Below are 24,700 nucleotides of genomic sequence, written 5' to 3' on the forward strand. Positions count from 1 at the left end.
GTCAGCTGTCGGCTGACGACCGCCGACTGCCCGCCGTCAGCCGCCCGCCCCCCCGGACCGCCGTGTCCGCCGCCCCTCCCGCGCCGACCGCTCGCAGACGGCTCGCGGCCGTGGCGGCCAGCTGCGGGGCGAGCCGCGCCACGTCCCGGGAGCCGACCACCGCGATCAGGCTCGGCAGCACCCAGCGGACCGGCTGCATCCCCCGCAACCAGGCCTGGGCGTAGACGTGGGCGGACCGGCGGGCGATCCCCGCCACGATCCGGTCCACCGCGGGCTCCAGCGGATACGTCTTGTTCGCCGGCCACGGCAGCCGGGAGCGCATCTGCTTGAGCACCGCGTCCTCGTCGGCCCCGCGCACCATGTCCGTGTCGGTCCAACTCAGGTACCCGACCCCGACCTTGACCCCGCGATAGGCCACCTCGGCGCGGATCGAGTGGGCGAACGCCTCCACCCCGGACTTGCTGGCGCAGTACGCACTCATCAGCGGCGCGGGGGTCAGCGCGGCGAGCGAGGCGATCTGGAGCAGGTAGCCGCGGCTCTCGGCGAGCGCCGGCAGGAAGGCCCGCGCGGTGGCCACACTGCCGAGCAGGTTGACCTCGATGACCCGGCTGAACGCCTTGTGGTCGCTCTCGGCCAGCGGCCCGCCGAGGGCGATCCCGGCGTTGGCGACGACGGTGTCGATCCGCCCGTAGTGCTCCTGGACCAGCCGGGCGGTGTCCTCGAGCGCGTCGAGGTCGGTGACGTCCACCTCCCAGCTGGTCGCGGACGGGCCGCACTGCGCCGCGACGGCCTTCAGCTCCTCCGGTTCCAACCCCAGCAGGGCCACCTTGGCCCCGCGCCGGGCGAGTTTGCGGGCCAGCGACGCACCGACGCCGCGCGCGGCCCCGGTCACCACGACGACCTGCGCGGACAACGGCGGGATGGCGTTCATGCGACAGCGGTCCTCTCATCGGCGGAAGCGGGAACAACGGCGGTAACGGCAGCGGGAACGGTGGAGGACGCCACCGCCAGGTACGCCGAGGCCATCCGGTGGATCTCGGTGGCGATCTCCACCGGACGCTCCAGCGGGGACATGTGGCCGACCCCTGGCAGCAGCAACAGTCCCTGCGGGTCCTGGAGTTCGGCGACGATCCGGTGGGAATGCACCGGCGGGGTCAGCCGGTCGCCGGTGCCGACCACCACCGCCGTCGGCGCGGCGAGCCGGGCGAGCCCGGCGTGGATGTCCAGCCGGTCGAGCACCGCGGCCCAGTTGGCGCGGACGGCGGTCGGGCAGGCGTGCACGATCCGGGCCATCGCCTCGACCTGGCCGTCGGGCGAAGCCGGGCCCATGGTCGCGTACCTGAGCGCCGCCCGGCTGACCGGCGAGACCGGCCCGAGCGGCATCCGGGAACGCAGCAGCTGCCGGTGCAGGAAGCGCCGCAGGCCCCGAGCGCGTACGACCGGCGGCAGGACGGTGAGTTCGGCCACCAACTCGCCCGGCCCGGTGGAGATCAGAACGGCGGCGGCGATGCGCTCGGCGACCTCGGGACGGCCACCGGCGGCCATGATGGTCATCCCGCCCATGCTGTGCCCGGCCAGCACCGCCCGCTCCCCCTCCGGGAGGGTCCGCGCGAGCACCGCGGAGAGGTCCTCGGCCAGTGCCCGGGTCGAGTAGCGGACCCGGCTCGGCGGGGCCTCACTGTGCCCGTGGCCGCGCTGGTCGTAGGCCACCACCCGGTAGCGGTCGGCCAGTTGACGGATCACGGGGGCCCAGAAGGCGATCGAGCAGGTCCACCCGTGCGCGAGCACCACGGTGGGCGCGCCGGGCTGACCGTGCACCTCGACGTGCAGCCTTACGCCGTCCGCCGACCGTACGGTCAACTCCTCCACCGGCACCGGCGGTTCGTACTCGGCGGGCAGTTGGACGGGGCTCATGCGGAGACCTCCTGGACAGTGCGGGCGACGGTCGGCGCGGTGCGCATGATCAGCTCGTACTCGCCGAGGTCGACCTTGCGGGTGGCCCGGCGGAACGAGGTGGTGGAACCGGGCCAGAGCACGGTGTTCTTGCCGCTCGGGTCGAGGTACCAGCTGCGGCAGCCACCGGTGGTCCAGACCGTGCGGTCCATCCGGTGCTGGAGTTCGAGGTTCCACTGCCGCTGGGCGCGCGCGGTCGGCTGCATCGCGGTGGCACCGATCGATCCGAGCGTGGTCAGCGCGTCGATCATGTAGTTCAGTTGGGACTCGATCATCAGGATCATCGAGCTGTTGCCGAGGCCGGTGTTGGGGCCGATGACGAAGAAGAGGTTCGGGAAGCCGTGCACGGTCGAACCGCGCAGCGCCTCCATGCCGTCCTTCCACTCCTCCGCCAGGCTCGTTCCGTCGACGCCGAACACCCGGGCGCCGATGGGCATGTCGGTGACGTGGAAGCCGGTGCCGAAGACGATGGCGTCCACCTCGTGCTCGCTGCCGTCGGCCGCGACCAGTGTGGAACCGCGCACCTCGCGCAGCCCGGAGGCGACGACCTCGCTGTTCGCCGCCGCGAGCGCCGGGTAGTAGGTGTTGCTGAGCAGGATGCGCTTGCAGCCGATCCGGTAGTCCGGAGTGAGCTTGGCGCGCAGCTCCGGATCCCGGACACCCTGGGCGAGGTGGCGTTCGGCGATCTGCTGGACCAGCCGAAGCAGCCCGGGGCGGCGGACGAACGCGTCCACCTGCAGCTCGCGCAGGGCGAAGAGGGCGCCGCGGCGGACCTTCGCGGTGACCGGCAGGCGGCCGTGCAGCCACTTCTCCAGCCGGCTGATCTCGCGGTCGCTGCGCGGCAGCACCCAGGCCGGGGTGCGCTGGAAGACCGTCAGCTTGCCGACCCGCGGCTGGATCGACGGGATGATCTGGGCGGCGGAGGCGCCGGTGCCGACCATCGCGACGCGCTTGCCCGCCAGCTCGAAGTCGTGGTCCCAGCGGGAGGAGTGGAAGACCTTCCCGGGGAAGCCGCTCAGCCCGGGGAGGTCGGGGATCTGCGGGTCGGCGAGCGGTCCGGCAGCGGAGACGACGGCGTCGGCGGTCCACTGCCCGGCCGAGGTGGTGATCCGCCAGTGGGTCTGTTCGCTGTCCCAACGAGCTTCCAGCACTTCGGTGTTGAAGCGCAGGTGGGGACGGAGACCGAAGACGGTGGCGACCTTCTCCAGGTAGGCGCGGATGTCCGGCTGGCCGGAGAAGCTGCGCGGCCAGTCCGGGTTGGGCGCGAAGGAGAAGGAGTAGAGGTGCGAGGGCACGTCGCAGGCACAGCCGGGGTAGCTGTTGTCGCGCCAGGTGCCGCCGACGGAGTCCGCGCGCTCCAGGACCACGAAGTCGGTGATCCCGGCGCGGCGCAGCCGGACCGCGGCGCCGAGGCCGCCGAAGCCGGAGCCGATCACCGCCACCCGGACGTGCGGGACGGTCTCCTGCGCAGCGGCGGTGCCGGACGCGGCGGACGCGTCGGTCACGGCGGACGCGTCGGAACGGGGGCGCTTGCTGCTGGATGCCATGCGGCAACCTCCTGAGGGTGGGGCGGTGATCGTCGCGCTCTCCCGGGGCCGTCCGCCCCGGAACCTCCCGGGGCTCGCCTCCGGGACCCTGCCAATCGCGCCAGTAATCACTGGCACGGTTGGAGGGTAGCCCGTGCTGACACCGGATGGAAGAAGCGCGACGGCTCCGGTTCGGGGAACCTTCCGAGCCGACGGTCCTATGCTGATCGCCGTGGACAAGGTCAGAGCTGCCGCGGGCGACAGAAAACGCGAGTACCGGGTGGAGGAACTGGCCGAGGCGGCCGGAATCACCACCCGCACCCTGCGCTTCTACCGTGAGCGCAAGCTGCTCCAGCCGCCCCGCAAGGAGGGGCGCATCGCCTGGTACGGCGAGGAGCACCTGGCCAGGCTGCGGATGATCGGCGAGCTGCTCGAACGCGGCCACACCCTGGGCGGAATCGCCGAGCTGATCGGCGCCGGCGAGAGCGGGCGGGATGTCGCCGGCCTGATCGGGCTGGAGGCCGCCATCGTCGCGCCGTGGTCGGACGAGACCCCGGTGCGCCTGGACTGGGACGAGCTGAAGACCGCCTTCGGCGACCAGCTCACCGAGGAGAACGTCGCCGAGTCCATCGCCCAGGGCTACATCGCCGTCGAGGAGGACGGCATCACCCACGTCAGCCGTCGGCTGATGGACGCCACCACCGAGCTGGTGGCGGAGGGGGTGCCGCTCTCGGCCGTCCTGGAGGCCAGCCGGCGCACCGGGGAGCACGTGGACGCGATCGCCGAGATCTTCATCGAGGTGGTCAGCGAGCACCTGCTCAGCGCGCTGGCCGCCGACATCCCGCTCCCGCCCGGCGAGGCGGCCCGGCTCACCGAACGCGTCATGCGGGTGCGGCCGCTGGCCCGTACGGTCGCGGACGCCCAGTTCACCCTCGCGATGGACCGGCGGGTGCACGCCGAGTACGAGGAACTGCTGCGCCAGCGACGGGAGAACGGCTCCGAGGCGTAACCGGGCGGCCGTGCGGGCAGGGATTCCCGCGCCCCGCCCGCACGTTGGAGGTACCGCCGATGCCCCGACCGCTCAGCCGCCGCGCCGCCCTCGCTCTCACCGCGGGACTCGTCCCGGGGCTCGCTCTCGTCGCGTGCGGGCACGACTCCCCCGCGCCGGAGGGCAGTTCGTCCGGTTCCGGTGGCACCCGGACGGTTCGGCACGCGCGCGGCGAGAGCACCGTGCCGACGCGGGCGAGCCGGGTGGTGGCACTGGACACCGACGCGCTGGACTCGGTGGTCACCCTCGGCCTCAGCCCGGTCGGCGCCACCACCGTCAGCGCGGGCGCCGCCTTCCCCGCGTACCTGCCCGCCGAGCGGCTGTCCGGGACCAAGCCGGTCGGGGCCATCGGCCAGCCGAGCCTGGAGACGATCGCGGCGCTGCGACCGGACCTCATCCTGGGCAACCAAGTCCGAGACGACAAACGGTACGACGAACTGTCGAAGATCGCGCCCACCGTGCTCTCCAGGACCACCGGGCCGGCCTGGAAGGAGAACGTCCGGCTGCACGCCGAGGCGCTGGGCCGCCAGGCCGAGGCCGAGGCGGTGGACGAGGCGTACCGGGCGAAACTGCGGGACCTGGTCACCGCACTCGGCGGGCCCACCAGAACGGCGGCCACCCGGGCCGAGATGGCCCGGTTCCTGGCGGGATCGCCGACCAGGCTCTACCTGAACGACACCTTCGTCGGCTCGTTGTTCAAGGAGATCGGGCTCGGCCGGCCCGCCAACCAGGACAAACCCGGTTTCTCCCTGGAGATCAGCCCGGAGCAGGTGGACCAGGCGGCAGCCGACGTCATCTTCTACTCGGTGTACGGGGACGCGGCCAAGTCCGACCAGGGGAAGATCACCGAAGGCGCGCTCTGGAAGGATCTGGACGCGGTACGGAGCGGGCGGGTGTACCGGGTGGACGACAACCTGTGGATGCTCGGCATCGGGTACACCGGGGCCGGGCTGATCCTGGACGAGATCCGCAAGGACCTGGTGCCGGCGGGCGGGTGACGGGGGACAGCGGACGACGTTCAGCTGACGGATTTCAGATAACAGATGTTGAAATCTGTCATCTGAAATCCGTCACCTGTCACCTGTCACCTGCCCTCTGTCACCCGCCGCTCCTCCCCCCGCCGCTCGCCGCTCGTCACTGCGGACCGTACCGACCCGGCCGCAGGCGTCCGGTGCACGCCAGGAAGGTCACGAACGCCCCGAGGACGATCCAGCCGGGCCAGCCCCCGAGCGACATGGTGAGCGGGTCCAGCTCGGCCTCCGGGTCGGCGAACTCGCGGACCATCGAGACGCTCATGCTGCTCGTGAAGGTGTGCGCCAGCACCGCCGGGACCACCGACCCCGAGCGCAGCCGCAGCCAGGTGAAGACCGGCAGGACGAGCACACAGCTCACCGTCAGCGCGGGCACCGCCAGGTACCAGGGCCGTCCCGGGTACTGGCCGCCCATCAGCAGCGTCGGCAGGTGCCAGAGCGCGAAGGCCGTACCGGTGAGCACGTACGCCCGGACCAGCCCCGACTTGCCGCCTCCGTTCGAGCCCCGACCCACCTCGCCGAGCCGCAGCAGCCTCGGGAAGAGGAATCCCTGCCAGCCGACCTCCTCCCCGAAGAACAGCGGCAGCGAGAGCACCATCCCGATCACACCCTGGACCGCCCACGTGCCGACCCGCCCCGCGTCCAGCGAGCCGAACCCCGCGAACGGGTAGCTGCCCAGCAATGAGCCGAGCACCAGTGTCGCCGCCGTCAGCCCGCCGAGCACCCCGAGCGGAAGCAGACAGGCCCGAAGCGCGCGGCCCCGTGGCCGGGGCCAGCGCAGCGCGAGCGCCTCCCGCACCCCGCCGGCCCCGCCCCCGTCCCGGCCTCCGCCCCCACGCCCGCCACGCCCGCCACGCCCGCCACGCTCGACGAAGCGGACGACCAACAGCGCCGCCAGCGCCGGGGCCAACATCGCTGCCCCGATGCAGAGTTGCTCCAGGTCACCGGTCTCCTCCCGGGCATCGGCCCGCCGGTAGCCGGCGGCGAGCAGTGGCGCCATGGCCGCCCACATCCCGGCATAGGCGAGCACCAGGTAGACCAGCAGCGCACGTCGTCGGACGGCGTTCGGCGGAGTTTGCTTCAGTAACGTCATGCCGGGGACGCTACGGAAACGGCGAACGCCTCCGGAAGCACGTGCGCTGCCGCTCGGAGGAGCTGTCCGCTGCCACCCCGATGGTCGAGTTTTCTGGGTGTACGGAGGCCTTCCGGATGTGCTGGTCCCCGTCCATTCCACGCCGCCCACCGCACCCGCGGTCCCGGCACGATTCCGCCCGGGCGCGGAGCGGGCCCGCCCGGGCGCAACAGCCGGCCGCCTCCTGCCGGCATGACCTCACCTCATGAGCTGCACGACCAACGAAATTGACGTATCGTCAGGCAGCACGGCAGCAGGGGCGACGGTGGTCCGCTCACCGTCGCCCCGCCGCGTTCCCCGCCGGCCCGGCACCCACGGCCCGGCGGGGGCCTCGATCTGGCGTTTCCCGGGCCGGAACCCGATCGGTCCAGGCTCCGGTCCGACTCGGTTCCGGGTTCGACTCAAGCCCGATGTCCCGGCTCGAACCCGAAGTCTCGGCTCAAGTCCGAGGTCTCATCGGAACCTTCGGAACCACCTGGACTACCCGAACTGCCCGGACTACCTGAACCGTTAGGGCTCCCTGAACCGTCCAGGAAGCCCGGGAAGCCGGCGCCGGCTCAGTTGACGTTGACCGCCGTCCAGGTGGCGGCGACCGCGTTGTACTCCGCGCTGCCCGAGCCGTACAGGTCCGCAGCCGCGCTGAGGGTGCCCGCCCGGGCGCCCGCGTAGTCGGTGGTGGAGGTGAAGTAGGTGGTCAGCGCGCGGTACCAGATCTGCGCCGCCTTGTCCCGGCCGATGCCCGCGAGCGTGGAGTTGTCGTACGTCGGGCTGTTGTAGCTGAACCCGTTGATCGTCTTCGCGCCGCTGCCCTCGGACAGCAGGTAGAAGAAGTGGTTCGCCACCCCGGACGAGTAGTGGACGTCCAGGTTGCCGACGTTCGCGTCCCAGTAGTCCGCCGAACCGCCGTCCTTGCTCGGCTGGTCCATGTAGCGCAGCGGGCTGCCGTCGCCGCGCAGGTTGATCAGCTCGCCGATCCAGTAGTTCGGCGGGTTGGAGGGCAGGTTGGCGTACCACTCGACCATCGTGCCCATGATGTCCGAGGTGGCCTCGTTGAGGCCGCCGGACTCGCCCGCGTAGTTGAGGTTGGCGGTCGCGGCGGTGACGCCGTGGCTCATCTCGTGGCCGGCCACGTCGATCTCGGTGAGCGGGGCGGTGTTGTTGGCGCCGTCGCCGTACGACATGCAGAAGCAGCTGTCGTCCCAGAAGGCGTTGACGTAGTTGGAGCCGTAGTGCACCCGGCTCAGCGCGCCGACGCCGTCGTTGCGGATGCCACTGCGACCGAAGGTGCTCTTGTAGAAGTCCCAGGTGGTGGCGGCCCCGAACTGGGCGTCCACGGCGGCGGATTCGCGGTTGTTGACGGTGCCGTCGCCGAAGCTGTCGCTGGTGTTGGCGAACACCGAACCGCTTCCGCTGGTGCCGTTGTTGAGGTCGCTGGTGGACTGGCCGCCGCGGGTCGCGTCGTTCAGCTGGTACTGCGAGCCGCTCTGGGTGGTGGTCAGCGGGACCTGGCCGACGAAGACGCCGTTGCCCGTGCCGGTGGCGGTCTCGATCGTCTCGTGCGTGGCGAGGACCCGGCCGTCGGCGGCGTCGGTGACCAGGATCTGGCGGCTCGGGGTGCCGTCGGCGCGCACGCCCTCGACCGTGGTGCGGTACGCCAGGCGCGGGTTGCCGTCGGTGGCCCAGACCACCAGCTCGGCCCGGCCGGCCGGCTGGACCTGGGTGAGCGGCGACTCGTCGGCGTCGGTGGTCACGCCGACGGTGGCCTTGACCGTCCCGGTGACCTGCGCGGCGGCCTGGGCAGCGGCGATCTTCGGGGTCGTGCTCGGCAGCGCGATCCGCGCGGCGACGGCCTTGTCGACCGACTTCACCGACCCGTCGGCCTTCTGGTGGACGACCAGGTCGCCGCCGATCACCGGCAGGCCCGCGTAGGTGCGCTCGAAGCGCAGGTGACGGGTGCCGTCCTTGTCCACCACCGCGTCCTTGGCGACGAGTTGTTCCTTGTCGCCGAGCTTGAGCGCCTTGGCGAGCGGGCCGGCCTGACCCGCCGCGAGCTTGAGCACGGCCGCGTGCTGCTGGGCGGACTGGGCCTGCAACGAGGAGGGGGCGGGAGCGGCCTGGGCGGCGGTGCTCGCCTGGATCACACCGGTCAACAGGGCCGTGGCCGAAAGTACGGCGACGGCCGCGAGCTTACGCTTCACGTACGAGTCCTTCCGGGAAACCGCGTCTGGGCGGCGCGGTCGCACCGCGTCCCGGGGAGCCGGGTCGGCACCGTGGGGCGGGACGGGCGCTGACGTGCTGGAACCCCGTGCGGTCGAGCGGCTCGCCACCGAGGGGTGGGGGTGGGGGCTACCGCTGGGGGGTGATCAGAAGCATGACAATCCAGCAGGTGAATTGACAGGCCTGCTTCAGCGATTGGCCAGGTCCCGCCATTGGGTAAAGAGCCTCCAATCGACGGGCGAACCAGGACAATCCGCCGCATCCCGCCAAGGACTCCCGACCGACCGACGGCCGACCGCCTGCGTCGACGGGCGCGCGCCCGTCGACCATCGGTACGACGAGCGGAGCCCGAGGCCGTCCGACCCTCGATCGACTTTTACATGTGTGTAGATGACTCCATACGCGCCCTTGACGTCCGGGTGGCGAGGTTCCGCCACCCGGACCCCGTTGCCGGCCGGCAAGGTGTCTGCTAGTCAACCGCCCGACGCCGTCGCCGCAGCCACGCCGCAGCGCAGCCAGACGGCTGCGCGGCCACGCGGCTACACCGCGCGCGACTTCGCGGATCGCGGCTCCGCGAGCCGCCGCTCCAGGCCCGCCCGGCAGGACGGCCACTCCCTGTCCGTGACCGAGAAGATCGCCGAGTCCCGCAGCTTCCCGTCCTCCCCCGACACCCGGGACGGAGCCGAGTTCCGCAGCACGCCCTCGAACGTCGCCCCGGACTTCGCGATCGCCGCCCTCGAACGGCCGTTGCGGGCATCGGTCTTGAGGTCGACCCGGCCGACCCGCCACACCTCGAAGGCGTGCCGGTAGAGCAGGTACTTGGCCTCGGTGTTCAGCCCGCTCCCCTGCGCCGAGGCCGCGAGCCAGGTGAACCCGACCTCGATCGCGAACAGCGACCCGTCGTCGGGCCGGCGGCGCGGGTCACAGAAGGACGTCGCCCCGACCACTCGGCCGGACGCCCGGTCCACCTGTGCGTACGGGACGAGCAACCCCGCCTCCCGGCGCGCGAGTTGGACTCCGACGTAGTCGCCCACCCGGTCCGCCGAGGGCACCCAGGTGTATGTGTAGCCGCTGCGGTCCTCCTCCGCGGCGGCCGCGAGACCGTCCGCGTGCCCATGCCCCAACGGCTCCAGCCGGACGAGCCCTCCCTCCAGCAAAGGGCCTTCGAGCAACAGCGGTGCGGTGGCCTCGGAGTCCACGGATCCCCCTTCACGACAACGGTGGTGATCCCGCCAGCCTCCCAGGCCGACGACCCGCCGCGCCGCCGCATTCCACCCCTCGGATGCCCTACGCCCACTCGGCCCCGATCACTGGAGCCGCCACTCCTGGGCGGTGTTGCCGGGGGTGCAGGCGACCATGGTGACCGCGACACCGGACCCGTTGTTGGTCATGCAGGACTGGTTCTGGTAGTCGCCGAGTGTGTACGAGCCGGACGAACCTCCGGTCCTGACAGTCCAGTTGGTCAGGAAGCTGAACCCACCGCTCAGGACGACCTTCCCGTCCATCGTCTGGACCATCTGCGGGCCGCCGTTGTTGCAGGCGTTGAAGAGGATCCACATGCCGGGATTGGTCGAGCGCACCCAGCCGTACTGCGCGTGACCGCCGACCACGATCGGGTTGTCGCCGTTCAGGTTGTCGTCGCGCATACCGATCGCGCGGCCGTCCTTCACGCTGACGACGGTGCTCCAGCTGGTCCCGCCGCAGGAGGGCGGTCGACCCGGGTTCTGCTGGGCGCCGGCGGTACCGCCACCGGTCGGCTGGGCCGGGGGCTGCGGGTTCTGGTTGGCGGGCGGGTTGGCCGGGTTGGCCGGATTGGCCGGGTTTCCGCCGCCGGGCTGGTTCGCCTGCCCGGCCGACGACCCGCCGCCGGCCGCGCCCGCGCCACCGGTCCGGCTGCCGCCAGCACCGCCGGCTCCCTGGCCGCCGGCTCCCTGACCTGAGGCGCCCTGGCCCGCGACCGGGACCTGCGGCTGGTTCTGGGCGGGACCGGGCGTCGGCTGGTCCGCGCCCGGGGTGGCCGCCGATGTGTCGGTCGGCGCCGGGGCAGCGGTCGCGGTACCGGTCGCGGGCGTCGGGGCGGCTGCGCCCGGGTTCGCGGGTGCGGTGACCACCACGGTCGGCTGGGCGGCGGGCGGCGAGGCCGCGTCGGAGCCGCCGGGTGCGCGGTCGACCAGCAGGACGGTCGCCGTGCCCATCGAGATGACGACCGGAATGACGATCGGCACCAGCAGGGTGCGCCGCGACCGCCGACGGCCGGGGTCGGTCGGCGCCTGCGCCTCCACCCGCCCGACCTCGTCCGGGACCGGGACCGGGACCGGGGCGCTACCCGCGACGGGCGCCACCACGGCACCGCCCTCGGCCGGTCCCGTCACCGCGCCCTTCGGAGGCCCCGCAACGGCGCCGCCCGTGCCCGCCGCCTCGGCGCCCGGCCCGAGCCGGATGGTCCGGCTGTCGGCCGACCCGGACCGCGCCGCCGCCCGTTCGCCTCCACCGCCGCCCTCCCCCACGAGCGCCGCGAGCGCCGCACGCGCCGCCGCCGCCATCTCGGCGGCGTTTGCGTACCGCTCCTCGGGCTTCTTGGCGAGCGCCCGGGCGACCAGTTCCCGCACCGGCGCCGGGAAGGTCTCCGGCAGCGCCGGCACCGGCTGGTTGACGTGCTTGAGCGCGATCTGGAGCGGCCCGTCACCGGAGTACGGCGGCTCGCCGACCAGCAGCTCGTAGCAGACCACACCGATCGAGTAGAGGTCGGTGGCCGGCCCGAGGCTCGCGCCCTCGGCCTGCTCCGGGGACATGTAGAGCGCGGTGCCGATGATCGCGAACGGGGCGGTGAGCTTGGTGCTGGCGAGGGCCCGGGCGATCCCGAAGTCGGTGATGGCCACCCGGCCGTCGGCCCGCACCATCAGGTTGGACGGCTTGACGTCCCGGTGCACGATCTCCCGCTGGTGCGCGATGTGCAGCGCGTCCAGGGCACCCGCCGCCAGCTCGAGGGTCCGCTCGATGCCCATCGGGCCGGTGTCCTTGAGTACCCGGTCCAGCGGACGGCCGTCGATCAGCTCCATGACGATGTAGGCGCACCGCTCCTCGCCCTCCCCGCCGCTCTCGCCGTAGTCGTGGACGCCCACCACGCCGGGGTGGTCGACCGCGGCGACCAGCCGGGCCTCACGGCGGAAGCGCTGGGCGGAGGTGTCGTCCTCCAGCAGCTCCGAGCGCAGGATCTTGACCGCGACCTGCCGCGCCAGCACGGTGTCCTCGGCCCTCCAGACCGACCCCATCGCGCCGCCGCCGATCTTCTCGACCAGCTCGTACCGCCCGCCGAGCACGGTGCCCGCGCCGCCGTTCATACCCCTGCTCCCCCTGTGTCGTGACCCGCCCCGACGGGTCGTCGGCACACAGTGTGCCAGAGCGTGTCACAGCGTCAGCAGTCGGAATTCAACAAGGAACTGATCGCTTGTCGTCAGTTCTCCAGACAGCTTCGGACTTGGTCCACGCAATCCCCGACAGCCTCGGTGACGGCCTGCGGCCGGTCGGCCTGGATGGCGTGACCGGCGCCGCGCACCAGGCGGTGCGTGCCCCGGACGGCACCGTCCGCGACGGCCGCCTGCATCGCCGTCCAGCGCGAGCGCATCCCCCGGGGCAGCCCGTCGGTCGCGCTCAGGACCACCAGCGGCACCTCCGGCGGCCTCGCGGCGGAGCGGCTCCGCCGGACCTCCCGGACGACGGAGGCCGTCATCCGCTGCTCGGCGAGAATGGTCCGGCGCTGGTGCCGGTGCGCGACCTCGGCCGCCTCCGCCCGTCCCAGCGGCTCCACCGGCCAGACCGTCGGCTCCGTCGGCTGCGGCTCCTTCGACGCCTGAGCCGCCCGAGCCGCCCGGTACAGCCAGATCCGGTTCAGCACGGACTCCGCGACCCGGATGGACCGTGGCTGGAACTCCTCGTGCGCCGGGTCCACCAGCACCAGCCCGGCCACCAGCTCCGGCCGCAGCCAGGTGAGGAGTTGGGCCAGCTGACCGCCCCAGCTGTGCCCCACCAGGAGGACCGGGCCCGCGTCCAGGTGCTCCACCAGAGCAGTCAGATCGGCGATCTGCCCGTCCAACGTCGGAGTCGCGGTGTGACCGGGCTCGCTGGCTCCGAGCCCGGCCCGGTCGTACGCCACGACCCGCCCGTACTCGGCGAGTTCGGGCAGCACGGGGACCCAGGTGAGCGAGGAGGAGCCGGCGCCCGCGATCAGGACCACCGGCACGACGCCGCCCCGGCCGGCCTCCACCCAGCGCAACGCCCGTCCGCCACGGTCCAGTTCGCCGGTTCTGACGCCGTCCGGTACGTGCTCTCCCAGCGCCCGCGCGATCGCGTCGCGGACGCCCCGCAGGTCCGGGCCGAACGGCGCTCCCCGCCCGCTCCTCCTGCTGTTCATGAGTGATCCCCCCGGATCCGCCGGTTCGACCGGCCGGTCGGACCCGCGAAGCCTACGGGGCCGGTGAGGCCTGCGGGGCCGGTGAGGCCTGCGGGGCCGGTGAGGCCCGCGAGTCGACCTCAGGCCGGCAGAACGCGCTTGAGCAGTGCGAGCAGCGCCTCCCAGTGGCGCTCGTCGGCGGCCGCATCGTAGCGGGTCGTGTCGGCCTGGGTGTAGCCGTGCGGGGCACCGGGGTAGACCTCCGCCCGGTACCGGACACCTGCGGCGGTGAGGGCCGCCGCGAGCCGGTCGATCTGCTCGGGCGGTAGCGAGGGGTCCTGGTCGGCGTGGCCGAAGTACAGCTCGGCGGTGATCCGGTCGGCGCCCAGGTGCGGGCTGTCCGGGCGGTCGGTGGCGAGACCGCCGCCGTGGAACCCGGCCGCGACGGCGATCCGGTCCGGGTGGCTGGCGGCCGTGCGCAGCGCCAGCAGGGCGCCACGGCAGTAGCCGGTCAGGCCGACCGGGCCGTCCTGGACCAGTGGGGACTCGGCGAGCCAGCGCAGGTACGCGTCCGCGTCGCGGGCGGTCGCTTCCGGCGTGAGGGTGTCGAGCAGCGGGCCGATCCTGGCGAAGAGTTCGCCGACCTGCTCCAGGTCGATGAGCTCGGGCAGTTCGACGACCGGCGCGCGGCCGTTGCGGTAGTAGGCGTTGGGGACGATCACGGTGTATCCGGCCGAGGCCAGCCGGTCGGCCATCCGTTCCAGTTGCGGCCGGAGGCCGAAGCCGTCCATGTAGAGGATGACGCCCGGGTGGGCCCGACCGTCATCGGGGTGGGCGAGGTAGGCGTCGGCAGTGCCGTCCGCCGTCGGGATGTCTACGAGGGTTCCGCGCACGGGCATGGTGAGGGCGCTCCTTCCGTTCATGCGGCAGCGTAGCCGGTGGGCCCGCCGCTCGCTGTCCACCGCCCGATCTTTGTCGCCCGTCGTTCACCCGGCCGCTTCTCGTCACGGTGTGCCCATGGGGAACGCCCAAGTGGTGCGGGCGCGTTGAGCGGACATGGGGTTGATCGTGGGTGTGGCGGCAGCGGTCGCGGCGGCACTGGGGCTGGTGCTGTTGGCGTCATGGCAGGTCTGGGACGAGTCCTCGTCGCGGCCGCGGCACCGCGGGCCGGGGGTGGGAGGGGGTGTCGGCGGGATGGAGGAGCTGCACGCGCTGTTCAGCTCGGGCAAGCGGATACAGGTCGAGCAGAAGCGGGAGCGGCTCGTGCTGCGGGACGACGCGCGGGCCGGAGCGCCGCCGCACTTCGGCGTGGACCTGGACCGGGGCGTGGCGGTGCTGCGCGGCGGGATCGGGACCGAGGACGGGAACGGGAACCGGGAGGGAGCGACCCCCCGGGTTCTCCGGGAACCGGGGCCTCAGGCCTCCCAGGTACGGGAGCAGAGCACCAGCCGGTAGCCGTCCGGGTCGGACACCGTCACCCCGAACTCGTCCCAGTAGGGGTTGTGGGATTCCACCCGGGTGCCGCTGGCCGCCTCCAACCTGGCGACCAGGGCCTGGTCCACCGGGGCACCGAGGTAGACGACGAACAGGTCCTCCACCGTCGTCTGAATTCCGTCGGCCGTCAACTGTCCGCCGCCCGCCGTCCCCCGGTCCGCCGCCGCCCCCTCGCCCCACTCATGGGAGAGTGGTAAGCAGCGAAGGGAGCGCGAACGTGCTGATGGACAAGGTGGCGGAGATACTCGCCGAGGCGTCGGCCGAGGCGGTGGAGCCGCGCTTCCGGGCGCTGGCCGCCGGTGAGGTGATGGAGAAGGCACCCGGCGAGATCGTGACGGTCGCCGACCGCGAGGCCGAAGCGATCATCGCCCGCCGACTGCACGAGCTGCTCCCCGTCCCCGTGGTCGGCGAGGAGGCCGTCGCCGCCGACCCGTCGCTCGCCATGGCCCTCCACGACGAGCCCGCGGCCTGGCTGGTCGACCCGGTCGACGGCACCGCCAACTTCGTCGCCGGCCGCCCCGAGTACGCCGTGATGTGCTCCCTCGTCCGCTCCGGCAGGACCGTCGCCTCCTGGATATGGCAGCCCGCCACCGCCACCGCCTACTGCGCCGAACTGGGCTCCGGCGCCTGGCGCGACGGAGTGCGCCTGACCCGCCCGCCGGCCCCGAAGGACGTCGCGAAGCTGCGCGGCTCGGTGAAGAGCCGCTATCTCGACGCCGAGCACCGCCGCAGACTCCAGGACAACATCGCGTCCTTCGGTGACATCTCCCCCGGTCGGCACGCCGCCGGGATCGAGTACCCGGACGTCGTCGAGGGCCGCTTCGACTTCCTCCTCTACTGGCGCACCCTCCCCTGGGACCACGCCCCGGGCTCCCTCCTGGTCACCGAGGCCGGCGGCGTCTCCGCCCGCCCGGACGGCGTCCCCTACCGCCCCGAGGCCCCCGGCTGCGAGGACGGCCTCCTGGTCGCCGCCGACCCCGACACCTGGGAGCTCACCCGGTCGATCCTGCTGAGCGACTGACCCGGACCCGCCCTCACGACCCGGCCTGCCGGCCCCGGCCCACCAACTCAGGTCCGCCTACCCGCCGGCCCCGACCCCGCCAGCCCGGCCAGCCCCGCCAACCCCGCCAGCTCCGCCGGCCCGGCCCGACTACCCGGCGCGTTCACCCGCCACCGTGCGGCCGGCGCCCACCACCGCCCGCAGCAGCGCGCCGACCTCCCCCGCCGTGGCGTGCGGGTTCAGCAGCGTGAGCTTCAGCCGGACCCGCCCCGGACCGTCGCCCGGAAGCTCGGTGCGGCCGACCACCGCCCGGCCGGTGCGCAGCAGCAGGCGCCGCAGCCGGCCGTTCAGCTCGTCCAGCGCCACCTCGTCCGTCACCCCCGGTGGCCGGTAGCGGAAGAGGAGGGCGGTGAGTACGGGCTCGGCGTGGAGTTCGAGCGCCGGTTCGGCACGGACCGCGTCGGCGGCGGCCAGGGCGAGGTCGTGGCAGCTGTCGACCAGCCGCCCGAGTCCCTCGCGCCCGAGGGTGCGCAGGGTGACGGCGAGCTTGAAGGCGTCGGCGCGGCGGGTGGTGCGCAGCGAGCGGCCGAGCAGGCTGGGGTAGCCGGCCTGCTCGTCGTCGATCGGGTTGAGGTACTCGGCACGGCGGGCGAGCGAGGCGTAGGTCTCGGCGCGGCGCACCAGGAAGATCCCGGCCGCGGCCGGCTGCCAGCCGAGCTTGTGCCAGTCGAGGGAGACCGAGTCGGCGCGGGCGATGCCGTCGAGCAGCGGGGCGAGCCGGTCGGAGAGCAGCGCCCCGCCGCCGTACGCGGCGTCCACGTGCAGCCAGGCGCCGTGGCGTCCGGCGAGGTCGGCGGCGGCGTTCAGCGGGTCGACGGCGCCGGTGTCGGTGGTGCCCGCGGTGGCGACCACGGCGATGGGGGTCCGTCCGGCCCGGCTCGCCTCGGCCAGTGCCCGCGCCAGTTCGTCCTGCCGCATCCGCAGCCTTCGGTCGACCGGGACGGGGATGACGGCCCGCTCGCCGAGGCCGAGCAGGGCGGCGGCGCGCTGGACGGAGAAGTGCGCGGCCTCGGAGGCGAGGATGCACGGCCGGGCGCCGGCGGGGATGCCGTCCAGTTCGACGAGGCCGTCGAGCTTCCGGTCGCGCGCGAGCATGAGTCCCATGAGGTTGGACTCGGTGCCGCCGGAGGTGAGGACTCCGGCGGAGCGCTCCGGGTCGTAGCCGACCAGCCCGGCGAGCTCGGCGAGCAGCGCGCTCTCCAGGGCGGTGGCGGCCGGGGCCTGGTCCCAGGAGTCCTGGGAGGGGTTGAGGGCGCTGACCGCGAGGTCCGCCGCGGCGGCGACGGCGAGCGGCGGGCAGTGCAGGTGTCCGGCGCAGGCCGGGTCGGCGGGGTCGGTGGCACCGTAGGCGAGGAGTTCGGTGAGCCTGGCGAGCGCGGCGGGCCCGTGGCCGGTGGCCAGCGTCTCGTCGACGAGCGCCGCGATCTCGGCCGGGCTGCCCGCGGGTAGTGGTCCGGAGCGCCTGGCGATGCCCGCTTCCAGGGAGTCGAGGACGGTGGCCAGCAGCGGTCCGAGCGCTCCCGGCCCGGCCGCACCGCCGGCCAGGGCGTCCGTCGCGATGCCGCCCCCGGGAAGCTCGACGGGGCCGGTCCCGGTTCCGGCCCCGGAACCGGTCCCGCTCACCGGTGCCCCCGGGCCGCCGACCCGCCCATCGAGGAGGTCGCCGGGCCGGACGCCGAACCGCCCACCGGGCCTGGCGTCGAACCGCGCCCCGGGCCGGATGCCGGGCCGTCGGCCGAGGCCGCCGCGATCGCCTCCGCGAGTCGCTCCAGCACCGCCGCCACCTGCTCGTCCGTGATGGTGAGCGGCGGGAGCAGTCGCAGCACCGCGTCGTGGCGACCGCCGAGCTCGACGATCAGGCCGCGCGCCAGGCACGCCTCGCGGACCCGCACCGCGAGCGCCGGGTCCGCCGGCCGGGCGCCGCACCCGTCGGGCTCGGCCGCCGGGTCGACCAGCTCGACGCCGAGCATCAGCCCGCGTCCGCGCACGTCGCCGATCACCGGCAGTTCGGCCGCGAGCTCGCACAGCCGGGCCGCCATCCGCTCTCCGACGGCGGCGGCCCGCTCGGCCAGCCCGTTCGCGGCGACGTGGCGCAGCGTCGCGGCGCCGGCGGCCATGGCGAGGGTGTTGCCGCGGAACGTCCCGGTGTGGGCGCCGGGCCGCCAGCCGTCGTAGTCCTCGCGGTAGACGACGACGGCGAGCGGCAGGCTGCCGCCGATGGCCTTGGAGAGGACCATCGCGTCCGGCACGATGCCGCTGTGCTCGACGGCCCACATCGCGCCGGTGCGGCCGACCCCGGTCTGCACCTCGTCCACGATCAGCGGGATGCCGCGCTCGGTGGTGATCCGGCGCATCGCGCGCAGCCAACCGTCGGGGGCCGGGACGACGCCGCCCTCGCCCTGGACGGCCTCCAGGATCATCGCCGCGGGCGCCACCACGCCGCCCGAGGGGTCGTCGAGCAGGCGCTCCACGTAGGTCACGCCGAGGTCGGCGCCCGCCTGGCCGCCGACCCCGAACGGGCAGCGGTACCCGTACGGGTACGGCAGCCGGGCGACCTCGCCGCCGCTCGGCAGCGGCTCCTTGACGGCGACGCTGCCGGTGAGCGCGAGGGCGCCGGCGGTCATGCCGTGGTAGGCGCCGGTGAAGGCGAGCGCCCCGGAGCGGCCGGTGGCGGTCTGCATCAGTTTGAGCGCGGCCTCGACGGCGTCCGTCCCGGCCGGTCCGCAGAAGTGCACCCGGGCGCGGGCCGCGAACTCCGCGGGCAGGCTCTCGAACAGCGCGCTGGTGAAGTCGTCCTTCTCGGCGGTGGCGAGGTCGAGCAGGTGCAGCGGGGCGCCGCTGTCGAGGGTGCGGCGGATCGCTTCCAGCACGACCGGGTGGTTGTGGCCGAGGGCGAGCGTGCCGGCGCCGGAGAGGCAGTCCAGGTAGCGGCGCCCGTCGGCGCCCTCGACGGTCATGCCGTGGGCGCGGACCGGGACGATCGGGAAGGAGCGGGCGTATGTTCTGGCGGCGGACTCGCGGACGCGCTGACGGCGCAGGATGGCTTCACCGGCGTCCAGGGCTCCGGAGGTGGCCTGGGCGGGTACGGCAGCAAGCGACACGAGAAACCCCCAAGGGAAGTTAGGTAAGCCTAACTTTACCGCCATTGACCTGGCAGAATGCCGCCGGGGCCCCTGGAACCACCCGCGCGAGTGAACCTCCCCCGGCTCTCCCAACGAGCGCCGTACGAAGAGGTCACGCCCCTGGTAGTGCGCGGAGACGTCAGCCCCTGCTCCTCCACCGGTAGCAGAGCTCCGGCCGCCCGACGCTCCCGTACTGCGGCTCCCGCACCGCGCATCCGGTGTCCACCAGGTGCTCCAGGTAGCGCCGCGCGGTGATCCGCGAGACCCCGGCGGCAGCACCCGCGGCCGCCGCCGAGAGGCCGGTGGCCGCCTCGCGCAGAACGGACGCGACGCTGTCCAGGGTGGGCGCGCTCAGCCCCTTGGGCAGGGTGGTGCGCTCCGGCGCGCGGAGCAGGGCGAACGCCTGGTCGACCTCCTCTTGTCCGGTCGCCTCGCCGGTGCGTCCGAGACTGTCCCGGTAGCGGGCGTAGCGCTCCAGGCGGTCGTGCAGGGCGGCCGCGCTGAACGGTTTCAGCAGGTACTGCACCACGCCCGCGGAGACCGCCTGCCGGACCATGCCGAGATCCCGGGCCGAGGTCACCGCGATGATGTCGGTGCTGTGGCCGGCCGCGCGCAGGGTGCGGCAGAGCTGAAGGCCGTGGCCGTCCGGCAGGTAGAGGTCGAGCAGGGTGAGATCGACGGGCGCCCCGGCGGCGCGGGCCCGGTCGAGGAAGCGCAGCGCGTCGGCACAGCTGTGGACCGTCCCCGCGGCATGGAAGCCGGGCTCGCGCCGGACGTACAGGGTGTGCGCGGCGGCGGCCACCGGGTCGTCCTCGACCACCAGGACGGAGATCCCCGCGGTGACGCCGATGTTGTCCGCGGCGCCGCTCACAGCAGGGCCCCTTCCCGATCCCGGACGGCGGGTTCTCCCGCCCGGTCGGCCGGCTCCCGCGCCCCGCCGCCCGGCTCCCCGACCCCGCCGTACGGTTTCCCGGCCCCACCGTGCGACTCCTGTGCCCCGCCGCCCGACTCCCCGGGCCGACCCGTCAGCGGCAGCCGCACGGTGAGCACCGCGCCGCGGTCCCGCCCGACCTCGACCGTGCCGCCGTTGCGCCGGGCGGTCTGGGCGACGAGCGCCAGCCCGAGTCCGTGCCCACGACCGTCCTGCTTGGTGCTCCAGCCGCGCCGGAACACGTCCTCGACCACGCCCGGGTCGATCCCCGCCCCGGTGTCGGCCACCCTCAGCAGGAGGCAGTCCCCGACCACCCCCACCCCGTCTCCGGCGCCGTCCCGGGCGTGGTCCCGGGCGTGGTCCCGGGCGTCGGCGATCCGCGCCGTGACGGTGACCTCCGGTGGAACGGGGCTCTCCGCCGCACCGGCGATGGCGGCGTCCACGGCGTTGTCGATCAGATTGCCGAGCAGAGTGATCAGGTCCCGCGCGCCGAGCCCGGGCGGCAGCACCCCGTCGTCGATCCTGCTGTCCTCCGTGAGGGTCAACTCCACACCCCGCTCGGCGGCTTGGGCCGCCTTGCCGAGCAGCAGCGCGGCGAGCACCGGCTCGGTCACCGCCGCGACCACCCGGTCGGTGAGCTGCTGGGCGAGTTCGAGTTCAGCTGTGGCGAACTCCACCGCCTGCTCGTGGCGGCCGAGTTCGATCAGCGAGACCACCGTGTGCAAGCGGTTGGCGGCCTCGTGCGCCTGCGCGCCGAGCGCATCGGTGAAGCCACGGACCGAGTCCAACTCACCGCTGAGCGCCTGGAGTTCGGTGTGGTCCCGGAGGGTGACCACCCGACCGAGGCCCGCACCGGCACCGGCACCGGCACCCGCACCCGCACCCACACCCACACCGATCGTCGAGGTGTTCAGCACCACGACCCGCTCGGCGGTCAGGTGCACCTCGTCCCGGACTGGCCCCGCCCCCAGCACGGCCGCCACCAGCACCTCCGGCAGGCCGAGCTCCACCACCGGCCTCCCGTCCAATTCGCCCGACAGGCAGAGCAGTTCACGGGCCGCGTCGTTGCACAGCACCACCCGGTCCGAGCGGTCCAGCAGCACCAGCCCCTCACGCACCGAGTGCAGGGTGGCCTGGTGGTACTCGTAGAGGTGGCTCAGCTCGTCCGGCCCCATCCCGTGGGTGTGCCGCCGCAGACGGGAGTTGGCGAGGTAGGTGCCGACGGCGCCGACCGCGAGCGCGGCCACCGCCACCCCGACCAGTGCCAGCAGCGGGCCGCTCAGCCGCGCGGAGATCGACTCCACCGTGAGGCCCACGCTGACCAGCGCGACCACCTGGTGCCGGTCGTCCCACACCGGGGTGACCACCCGCACCGACGGACCGAGCGTGCCGGTGTACGTCTCGGTGCGGGTCCGCCCGGCGAGCGCCTGGTCGATGTGCCCGAGGTAGGTCCGGCCGATCTGCTCGGGCAGCGGGTGGGTCCAGCGCACGCCGTCGGTGTCCATGACGGTGATGAAGGAGACCCCGGTGTCCGCCCGCACCTGCTCGACGTAGGGCTGGAGCGCCGGGGTCGGATCCGCTCCGGTGACCGTGGCCCGGACGGACGGCGAGTCCGCGACGGCATGCGCCACCGCGGCCACCTGGCGACGGGCGGAGTCCTCGGCGCGGTCGGCGGTGAAGAGGTACGCGAGCACCGCGCCGCCGGCGACCACGGCGGTGACGATCACCACCTGGACCACGAACAGCTGCCCGGCCAGGCTGCGCACCAGTCGCCGCGGCCGGCGTCGGACCAGGTGTCGGGGCAGCCGCCGCAACGTTCGGCCGGTCGGCCGGTACGAGCGGCGGCGCGTGGCGGTGGGCTCGGTGCGCTCGGGCATGCCTGCCAGTGTGCACCACGGCCCCGGACGCTCCCATGGCCCGTCCGGCCCCGGAACGGCCGACACCGTTCGTAGACCCTCCGATCCGCCCTCCCGCACCGGTTCGTGAACTCTATGAACGCAAACGTGACCTCCGTCACCCAGGGGCCCATAGTCGGAGCGGCCCACCCCCCGGGGCCGCCAGGACTGCACGGCAAGGGAGCCGCAGATGTCGATCACTGGAGCCGCCACGGCGGCGGGACCCAGACGCAAGGACCGCACCCACTACCTCTACCTGGCGGTGATCGCAGCGGTGGTCGCGGGCGTGGTGGTCGGTCTGACCGCCCCCGGGTTCGCCGTGGAACTGAAGCCGGTCGGCACCGGCTTCGTCAACCTGATCAAGATGATGATCAGCCCGGTGATCTTCTGCACCATCGTCCTGGGCATCGGCTCCGTGACCAAGGCCGCGAAGGTCGGCAAGGTCGGCGGCCTCGCCCTCGGCTACTTCCTCACCATGTCGACCGTCGCGCTGGCCATCGGCATGGTCGTCGGCAACCTGCTGGAGCCCGGCGGCGGCCTGCACCTGACCGCCGCGCTCGCCAAGTCCGGCCACGCCCAGGCGGCCGCCGGCGGCGCCCAGTCGACCACCGACTTCCTGCTCGGGATGATCCCCGAGACCATGTTCTCCGCCCTCACCCAAGGCAAGGTGCTCCAGACCCTGCTGATCGCCCTGCTCACCGGCTTCGCCCTCCAGGCGATGGGCCCGGCCGGCACGCCGGTGCTGCGCGGCATCGAGCACGTGCAGCGGCTGGTGTTCCGGGTCATGTCGATGATCATGTGGGTCGCACCCATCGGCGCCTTCGGGGCGATGGCCGCCGTGGTCGGCGCCACCGGCACCGCCGCACTGAAGAGCCTGGCCGTCATCATGGTCGGCTTCTACGTGACCTGCGTGCTGTTCGTCGTCGTGGTGCTGGGCACCCTGCTGCGCCTGGTTGCCGGGATCAACGTGTTCGCGCTGCTGAAGTACCTCGGCCGCGAGTTCCTGCTGATCCTCTCCACCTCCTCCTCCGAGAGCGCGCTGCCCCGGCTGATCGCCAAGATGGAGCACCTGGGCGTCAGCCGCCCGGTCGTCGGCATCACCGTCCCGACCGGCTACAGCTTCAACCTCGACGGCACCGCCATCTACCTGACCATGTCCTCGATCTTCATCTCCGAGGCGATGGACAAGCCCATGTCGCTCGGCGAGCAGCTCTCGCTGCTGGTGTTCATGGTGATCGCGAGCAAGGGCGCGGCCGGCGTCACCGGCGCCGGTCTGGCCACCCTCGCGGGCGGCCTCCAGTCGCACAAGCCGGCGCTGGTGGACGGGGTCGGCCTGATCGTCGGCATCGACCGCTTCATGTCCGAGGCCCGGGCCCTCACCAACTTCGCGGGCAACGCCGTCGCGACCGTGCTGGTCGGGCACTGGACCGGCGAGCTCGACGCCGAGCGCGCCCACCGGGTGCTGGCCGGCGAGGTGCCGTTCGACGAGCTGACGCTGGTCGACGCCCACGGTGCGCCCGCCGACGCCGACGCCGGTTCCGACTCCGGTTCCGGCTCCGGCTCCGGCTCCGGCACGGACGGTGCCGTCGGGACCGTCCGCGCTCAGGGCGCCGCCCCCGCCTCGGTCTGATCCCGGCGGCGACCTCCGTACCCCCGGTCCGACGCCCCCTTCCCGCTTCCGGGAGGGGCGCCGGACCGGAGGTCCCGCGTTTCCGGGAGCGGGTGTGTCCGGGAGGCGCAGGTTTTCCGCAGGGGCGCGGGCTTCCGCAGGGGCGCGGGCTTCCGGGGATCGCGCACTGCCGGGATTCCTGCCGAGCCGCGTCCGTGCTACAGCTCCTGCGAGCCGCTCACCGCCCAGGCCACGCCACAGGCCGGGTCCTCCAGCGCGAGGTGCAGATGGTGCAGCCCGGCCGACGGTTCCTGCCAGGTGAAGCAGCGCATCCGGGCGACCAGCGCGTTCACCTCGCCGCGATCCACGCCGTCCGGCCCCTCCACCCCGTCTGCCGTGCCCGCCGTGCCCGCCCCGTCCGCCGCGCCCGCCCCGTCCGCCGCGCCCGGGCCGGCCGCTCCGGCCATGGCGGCCATCGCGGACAGCGCCCGCCACAGCCCCAGCCGACCGTGCGCGCAGCCCTGCGCCCGCCCCACGGCGGCGGCCCGCACCAGCGCCGGGTAGGCGAGCGCGAACGGCAGGTACCCGCCGACCACCCGCCGATCGCGGGCCAGCAGGGCGGCCGCCGCCGGGGCCTGACCGCGGACGCAGACCGTTCCCGCCCACGGCGCGAGCATGCCGAGGCCGGCCAACGCCCGGGCGGCCCGCGGACCGTCCGGGCGTGCTTCCGCCCGCTCCACCGCGGGCGGCAGTTCGACCTCGCCCAAGCCCTCCCGACTGGCCGGCAGGGTCAGCAGCGCACTGCGCGCGCCCCCGGCGGGCAGGTACTCGCGCACCCGGACCGCTTCGTCCCAGCCCGCCGCCTCCCACGGCTCCAGGCACAGTGGCACGCCCTCCGGGTCGGGGGCGGCCCCGTGGCGGAGGTCCTCCCCGAGCAGCACCCGGGTGTGCGCGACCAGGCGCCGCACCGGAGCCGGACCGAGCAGCGGGGAGAGCCGCAGCCACGAGTGCCGGGTGGCCAGCACCTCCCAGAGCGGGCCGGCGTCATGGTCGGCCACCCCGGCGGCCGTCCCCGCGCCGCCGTCCCGGTCGAACAGCCGGACGGCCAGCTCGGGCGGCGCCGCGTAGGCGATCAGATGGCCGAGCGGCGCGGTCAGGGCCGCCGCGGCCTCCTCCCCCGCCTCCACCACAGCGGCCGCGCGGCCCTGCCGGTAGGCGGCGAGCAGCTCGGGCCATCGGCCGTCCTCGGCCAGGGCGCGCAGGCGGCCGTCCTCGTACGTGATCACGGTTCG

At 73.7% G+C, this 24,700-nt stretch carries 19 protein-coding genes and 1 pseudogene; 5 read left to right on the forward strand and 15 right to left on the reverse strand.

All coding sequences use genetic code 11. The annotated features are described in order from the left end of the window. Position 1: 1 nt before the first annotated feature. From ACFRAR_RS00940 to ACFRAR_RS00950, 3 genes are read right to left on the reverse strand one after another with little or no spacing between them, the layout of a single operon-like run. Complete coding sequence (locus ACFRAR_RS00940; protein WP_380693192.1) at positions 2–931, reverse strand: SDR family oxidoreductase; 930 nt, start codon at positions 929–931, stop codon at positions 2–4. Next, positions 928–1,914 carry an alpha/beta fold hydrolase gene (locus ACFRAR_RS00945; protein WP_380693194.1) on the reverse strand — a complete coding sequence of 329 codons (987 nt, stop codon included), beginning with the start codon at positions 1,912–1,914 and terminating at the stop codon, positions 928–930. The genes ACFRAR_RS00940 and ACFRAR_RS00945 overlap by 4 nt, the downstream gene beginning before the upstream one ends. Beyond that, positions 1,911–3,500, reverse strand: coding sequence for a flavin-containing monooxygenase (locus ACFRAR_RS00950; protein ID WP_380693196.1), 1,590 nt, complete (start codon positions 3,498–3,500; stop codon positions 1,911–1,913). Before ACFRAR_RS00950 ends, ACFRAR_RS00945 begins: the two co-directional genes overlap by 4 nt. A gap of 199 nt (positions 3,501–3,699) precedes the next feature. On the opposite strand from ACFRAR_RS00950, the gene ACFRAR_RS00955 reads away from it, so the two are divergent. Together ACFRAR_RS00955 and ACFRAR_RS00960 are read left to right on the forward strand one after the other, a co-directional pair. Beyond that, positions 3,700–4,488: a MerR family transcriptional regulator gene (locus ACFRAR_RS00955; protein WP_380693198.1), complete on the forward strand. Its 789-nt coding sequence runs from the start codon at positions 3,700–3,702 to the stop codon at positions 4,486–4,488. Positions 4,489–4,547: 59 nt separating this feature from the next. After that, complete coding sequence (locus ACFRAR_RS00960) at positions 4,548–5,525, forward strand: ABC transporter substrate-binding protein (RefSeq protein ID WP_380693200.1); 978 nt, start codon at positions 4,548–4,550, stop codon at positions 5,523–5,525. Positions 5,526–5,661: 136 nt separating this feature from the next. On the opposite strand, the gene ACFRAR_RS00965 is transcribed toward ACFRAR_RS00960, so the two are convergent. The 6 genes from ACFRAR_RS00965 to ACFRAR_RS00990 all read right to left on the reverse strand — a co-directional run bounded on the left by ACFRAR_RS00965 (position 5,662) and on the right by ACFRAR_RS00990 (position 14,196). Then, entirely contained in the window at positions 5,662–6,651 is a 990-nt protein-coding gene (locus tag ACFRAR_RS00965; protein WP_380693203.1) for a CPBP family intramembrane glutamic endopeptidase, read from the reverse strand. Between the two features lie 596 nt (positions 6,652–7,247). Then, on the reverse strand, positions 7,248–8,888 hold the full coding sequence (locus ACFRAR_RS00970) for a M4 family metallopeptidase (protein WP_380693205.1): 1,641 nt from the start codon (positions 8,886–8,888) through the stop codon (positions 7,248–7,250). A gap of 558 nt (positions 8,889–9,446) precedes the next feature. Further along, positions 9,447–10,106: a GNAT family N-acetyltransferase gene (locus ACFRAR_RS00975; protein ID WP_380693207.1), complete on the reverse strand. Its 660-nt coding sequence runs from the start codon at positions 10,104–10,106 to the stop codon at positions 9,447–9,449. Between the two features lie 108 nt (positions 10,107–10,214). Further along, positions 10,215–12,248: a serine/threonine-protein kinase gene (locus ACFRAR_RS00980; protein ID WP_380693209.1), complete on the reverse strand. Its 2,034-nt coding sequence runs from the start codon at positions 12,246–12,248 to the stop codon at positions 10,215–10,217. Positions 12,249–12,361: 113 nt separating this feature from the next. Then, positions 12,362–13,318 carry an alpha/beta fold hydrolase gene (locus ACFRAR_RS00985; protein WP_380693211.1) on the reverse strand — a complete coding sequence of 319 codons (957 nt, stop codon included), beginning with the start codon at positions 13,316–13,318 and terminating at the stop codon, positions 12,362–12,364. A gap of 119 nt (positions 13,319–13,437) precedes the next feature. Further along, entirely contained in the window at positions 13,438–14,196 is a 759-nt protein-coding gene (locus tag ACFRAR_RS00990; protein ID WP_380693213.1) for a dienelactone hydrolase family protein, read from the reverse strand. Between the two features lie 157 nt (positions 14,197–14,353). Between ACFRAR_RS00990 and ACFRAR_RS00995 the strand changes: the two genes are divergently transcribed. After that, positions 14,354–14,752 carry a DUF6191 domain-containing protein gene (locus ACFRAR_RS00995; RefSeq protein WP_380693215.1) on the forward strand — a complete coding sequence of 133 codons (399 nt, stop codon included), beginning with the start codon at positions 14,354–14,356 and terminating at the stop codon, positions 14,750–14,752. On the opposite strand, the pseudogene ACFRAR_RS01000 reads toward ACFRAR_RS00995, so the two are convergent. Next, positions 14,713–14,898 (reverse strand): annotated as a pseudogene (locus ACFRAR_RS01000) (VOC family protein); the annotation flags it as partial. The gene ACFRAR_RS00995 and the pseudogene ACFRAR_RS01000 overlap by 40 nt on opposite strands. Before the next feature lie 116 nt (positions 14,899–15,014). On the opposite strand from ACFRAR_RS01000, the gene ACFRAR_RS01005 reads away from it, so the two are divergent. Continuing rightward, the gene (locus tag ACFRAR_RS01005; protein ID WP_380693478.1) at positions 15,015–15,812 is read left to right on the forward strand and encodes an inositol monophosphatase family protein; all 798 of its coding nucleotides are present in this window, start codon (positions 15,015–15,017) and stop codon (positions 15,810–15,812) included. Between the two features lie 129 nt (positions 15,813–15,941). On the opposite strand, the gene ACFRAR_RS01010 is transcribed toward ACFRAR_RS01005, so the two are convergent. The 4 genes from ACFRAR_RS01010 to ACFRAR_RS01025 all read right to left on the reverse strand — a co-directional run bounded on the left by ACFRAR_RS01010 (position 15,942) and on the right by ACFRAR_RS01025 (position 21,781). Next, positions 15,942–17,411, reverse strand: coding sequence for a pyridoxal phosphate-dependent decarboxylase family protein (locus tag ACFRAR_RS01010; RefSeq protein WP_380693480.1), 1,470 nt, complete (start codon positions 17,409–17,411; stop codon positions 15,942–15,944). 59 nt (positions 17,412–17,470) lie between these two features. Further along, entirely contained in the window at positions 17,471–18,997 is a 1,527-nt protein-coding gene (locus ACFRAR_RS01015; RefSeq protein ID WP_380693217.1) for a diaminobutyrate--2-oxoglutarate transaminase family protein, read from the reverse strand. Between the two features lie 115 nt (positions 18,998–19,112). Then, positions 19,113–19,844, reverse strand: a complete 732-nt coding sequence (locus ACFRAR_RS01020) for a response regulator (RefSeq protein WP_380693219.1) — start codon at positions 19,842–19,844, stop codon at positions 19,113–19,115. Then, positions 19,841–21,781 (reverse strand): ATP-binding protein, encoded by a 1,941-nt coding sequence (locus ACFRAR_RS01025; RefSeq protein ID WP_380693221.1) that lies wholly within the window; start codon positions 21,779–21,781, stop codon positions 19,841–19,843. The genes ACFRAR_RS01020 and ACFRAR_RS01025 overlap by 4 nt, the downstream gene beginning before the upstream one ends. Positions 21,782–21,989: 208 nt before the next feature. On the opposite strand from ACFRAR_RS01025, the gene ACFRAR_RS01030 reads away from it, so the two are divergent. After that, on the forward strand, positions 21,990–23,429 hold the full coding sequence (locus tag ACFRAR_RS01030) for a cation:dicarboxylate symporter family transporter (protein ID WP_380693223.1): 1,440 nt from the start codon (positions 21,990–21,992) through the stop codon (positions 23,427–23,429). Between the two features lie 197 nt (positions 23,430–23,626). Here the strand turns inward: ACFRAR_RS01030 and ACFRAR_RS01035 are convergent, their stop codons facing one another. Beyond that, positions 23,627–24,694 carry a hypothetical protein gene (locus ACFRAR_RS01035; protein ID WP_380693225.1) on the reverse strand — a complete coding sequence of 356 codons (1,068 nt, stop codon included), beginning with the start codon at positions 24,692–24,694 and terminating at the stop codon, positions 23,627–23,629. Positions 24,695–24,700: the final 6 nt, after the last annotated feature.

The organism is Kitasatospora sp. NPDC056651, assembly GCF_042792155.1.
In the GTDB taxonomy this organism is placed as follows: domain Bacteria; phylum Actinomycetota; class Actinomycetes; order Streptomycetales; family Streptomycetaceae; genus Kitasatospora.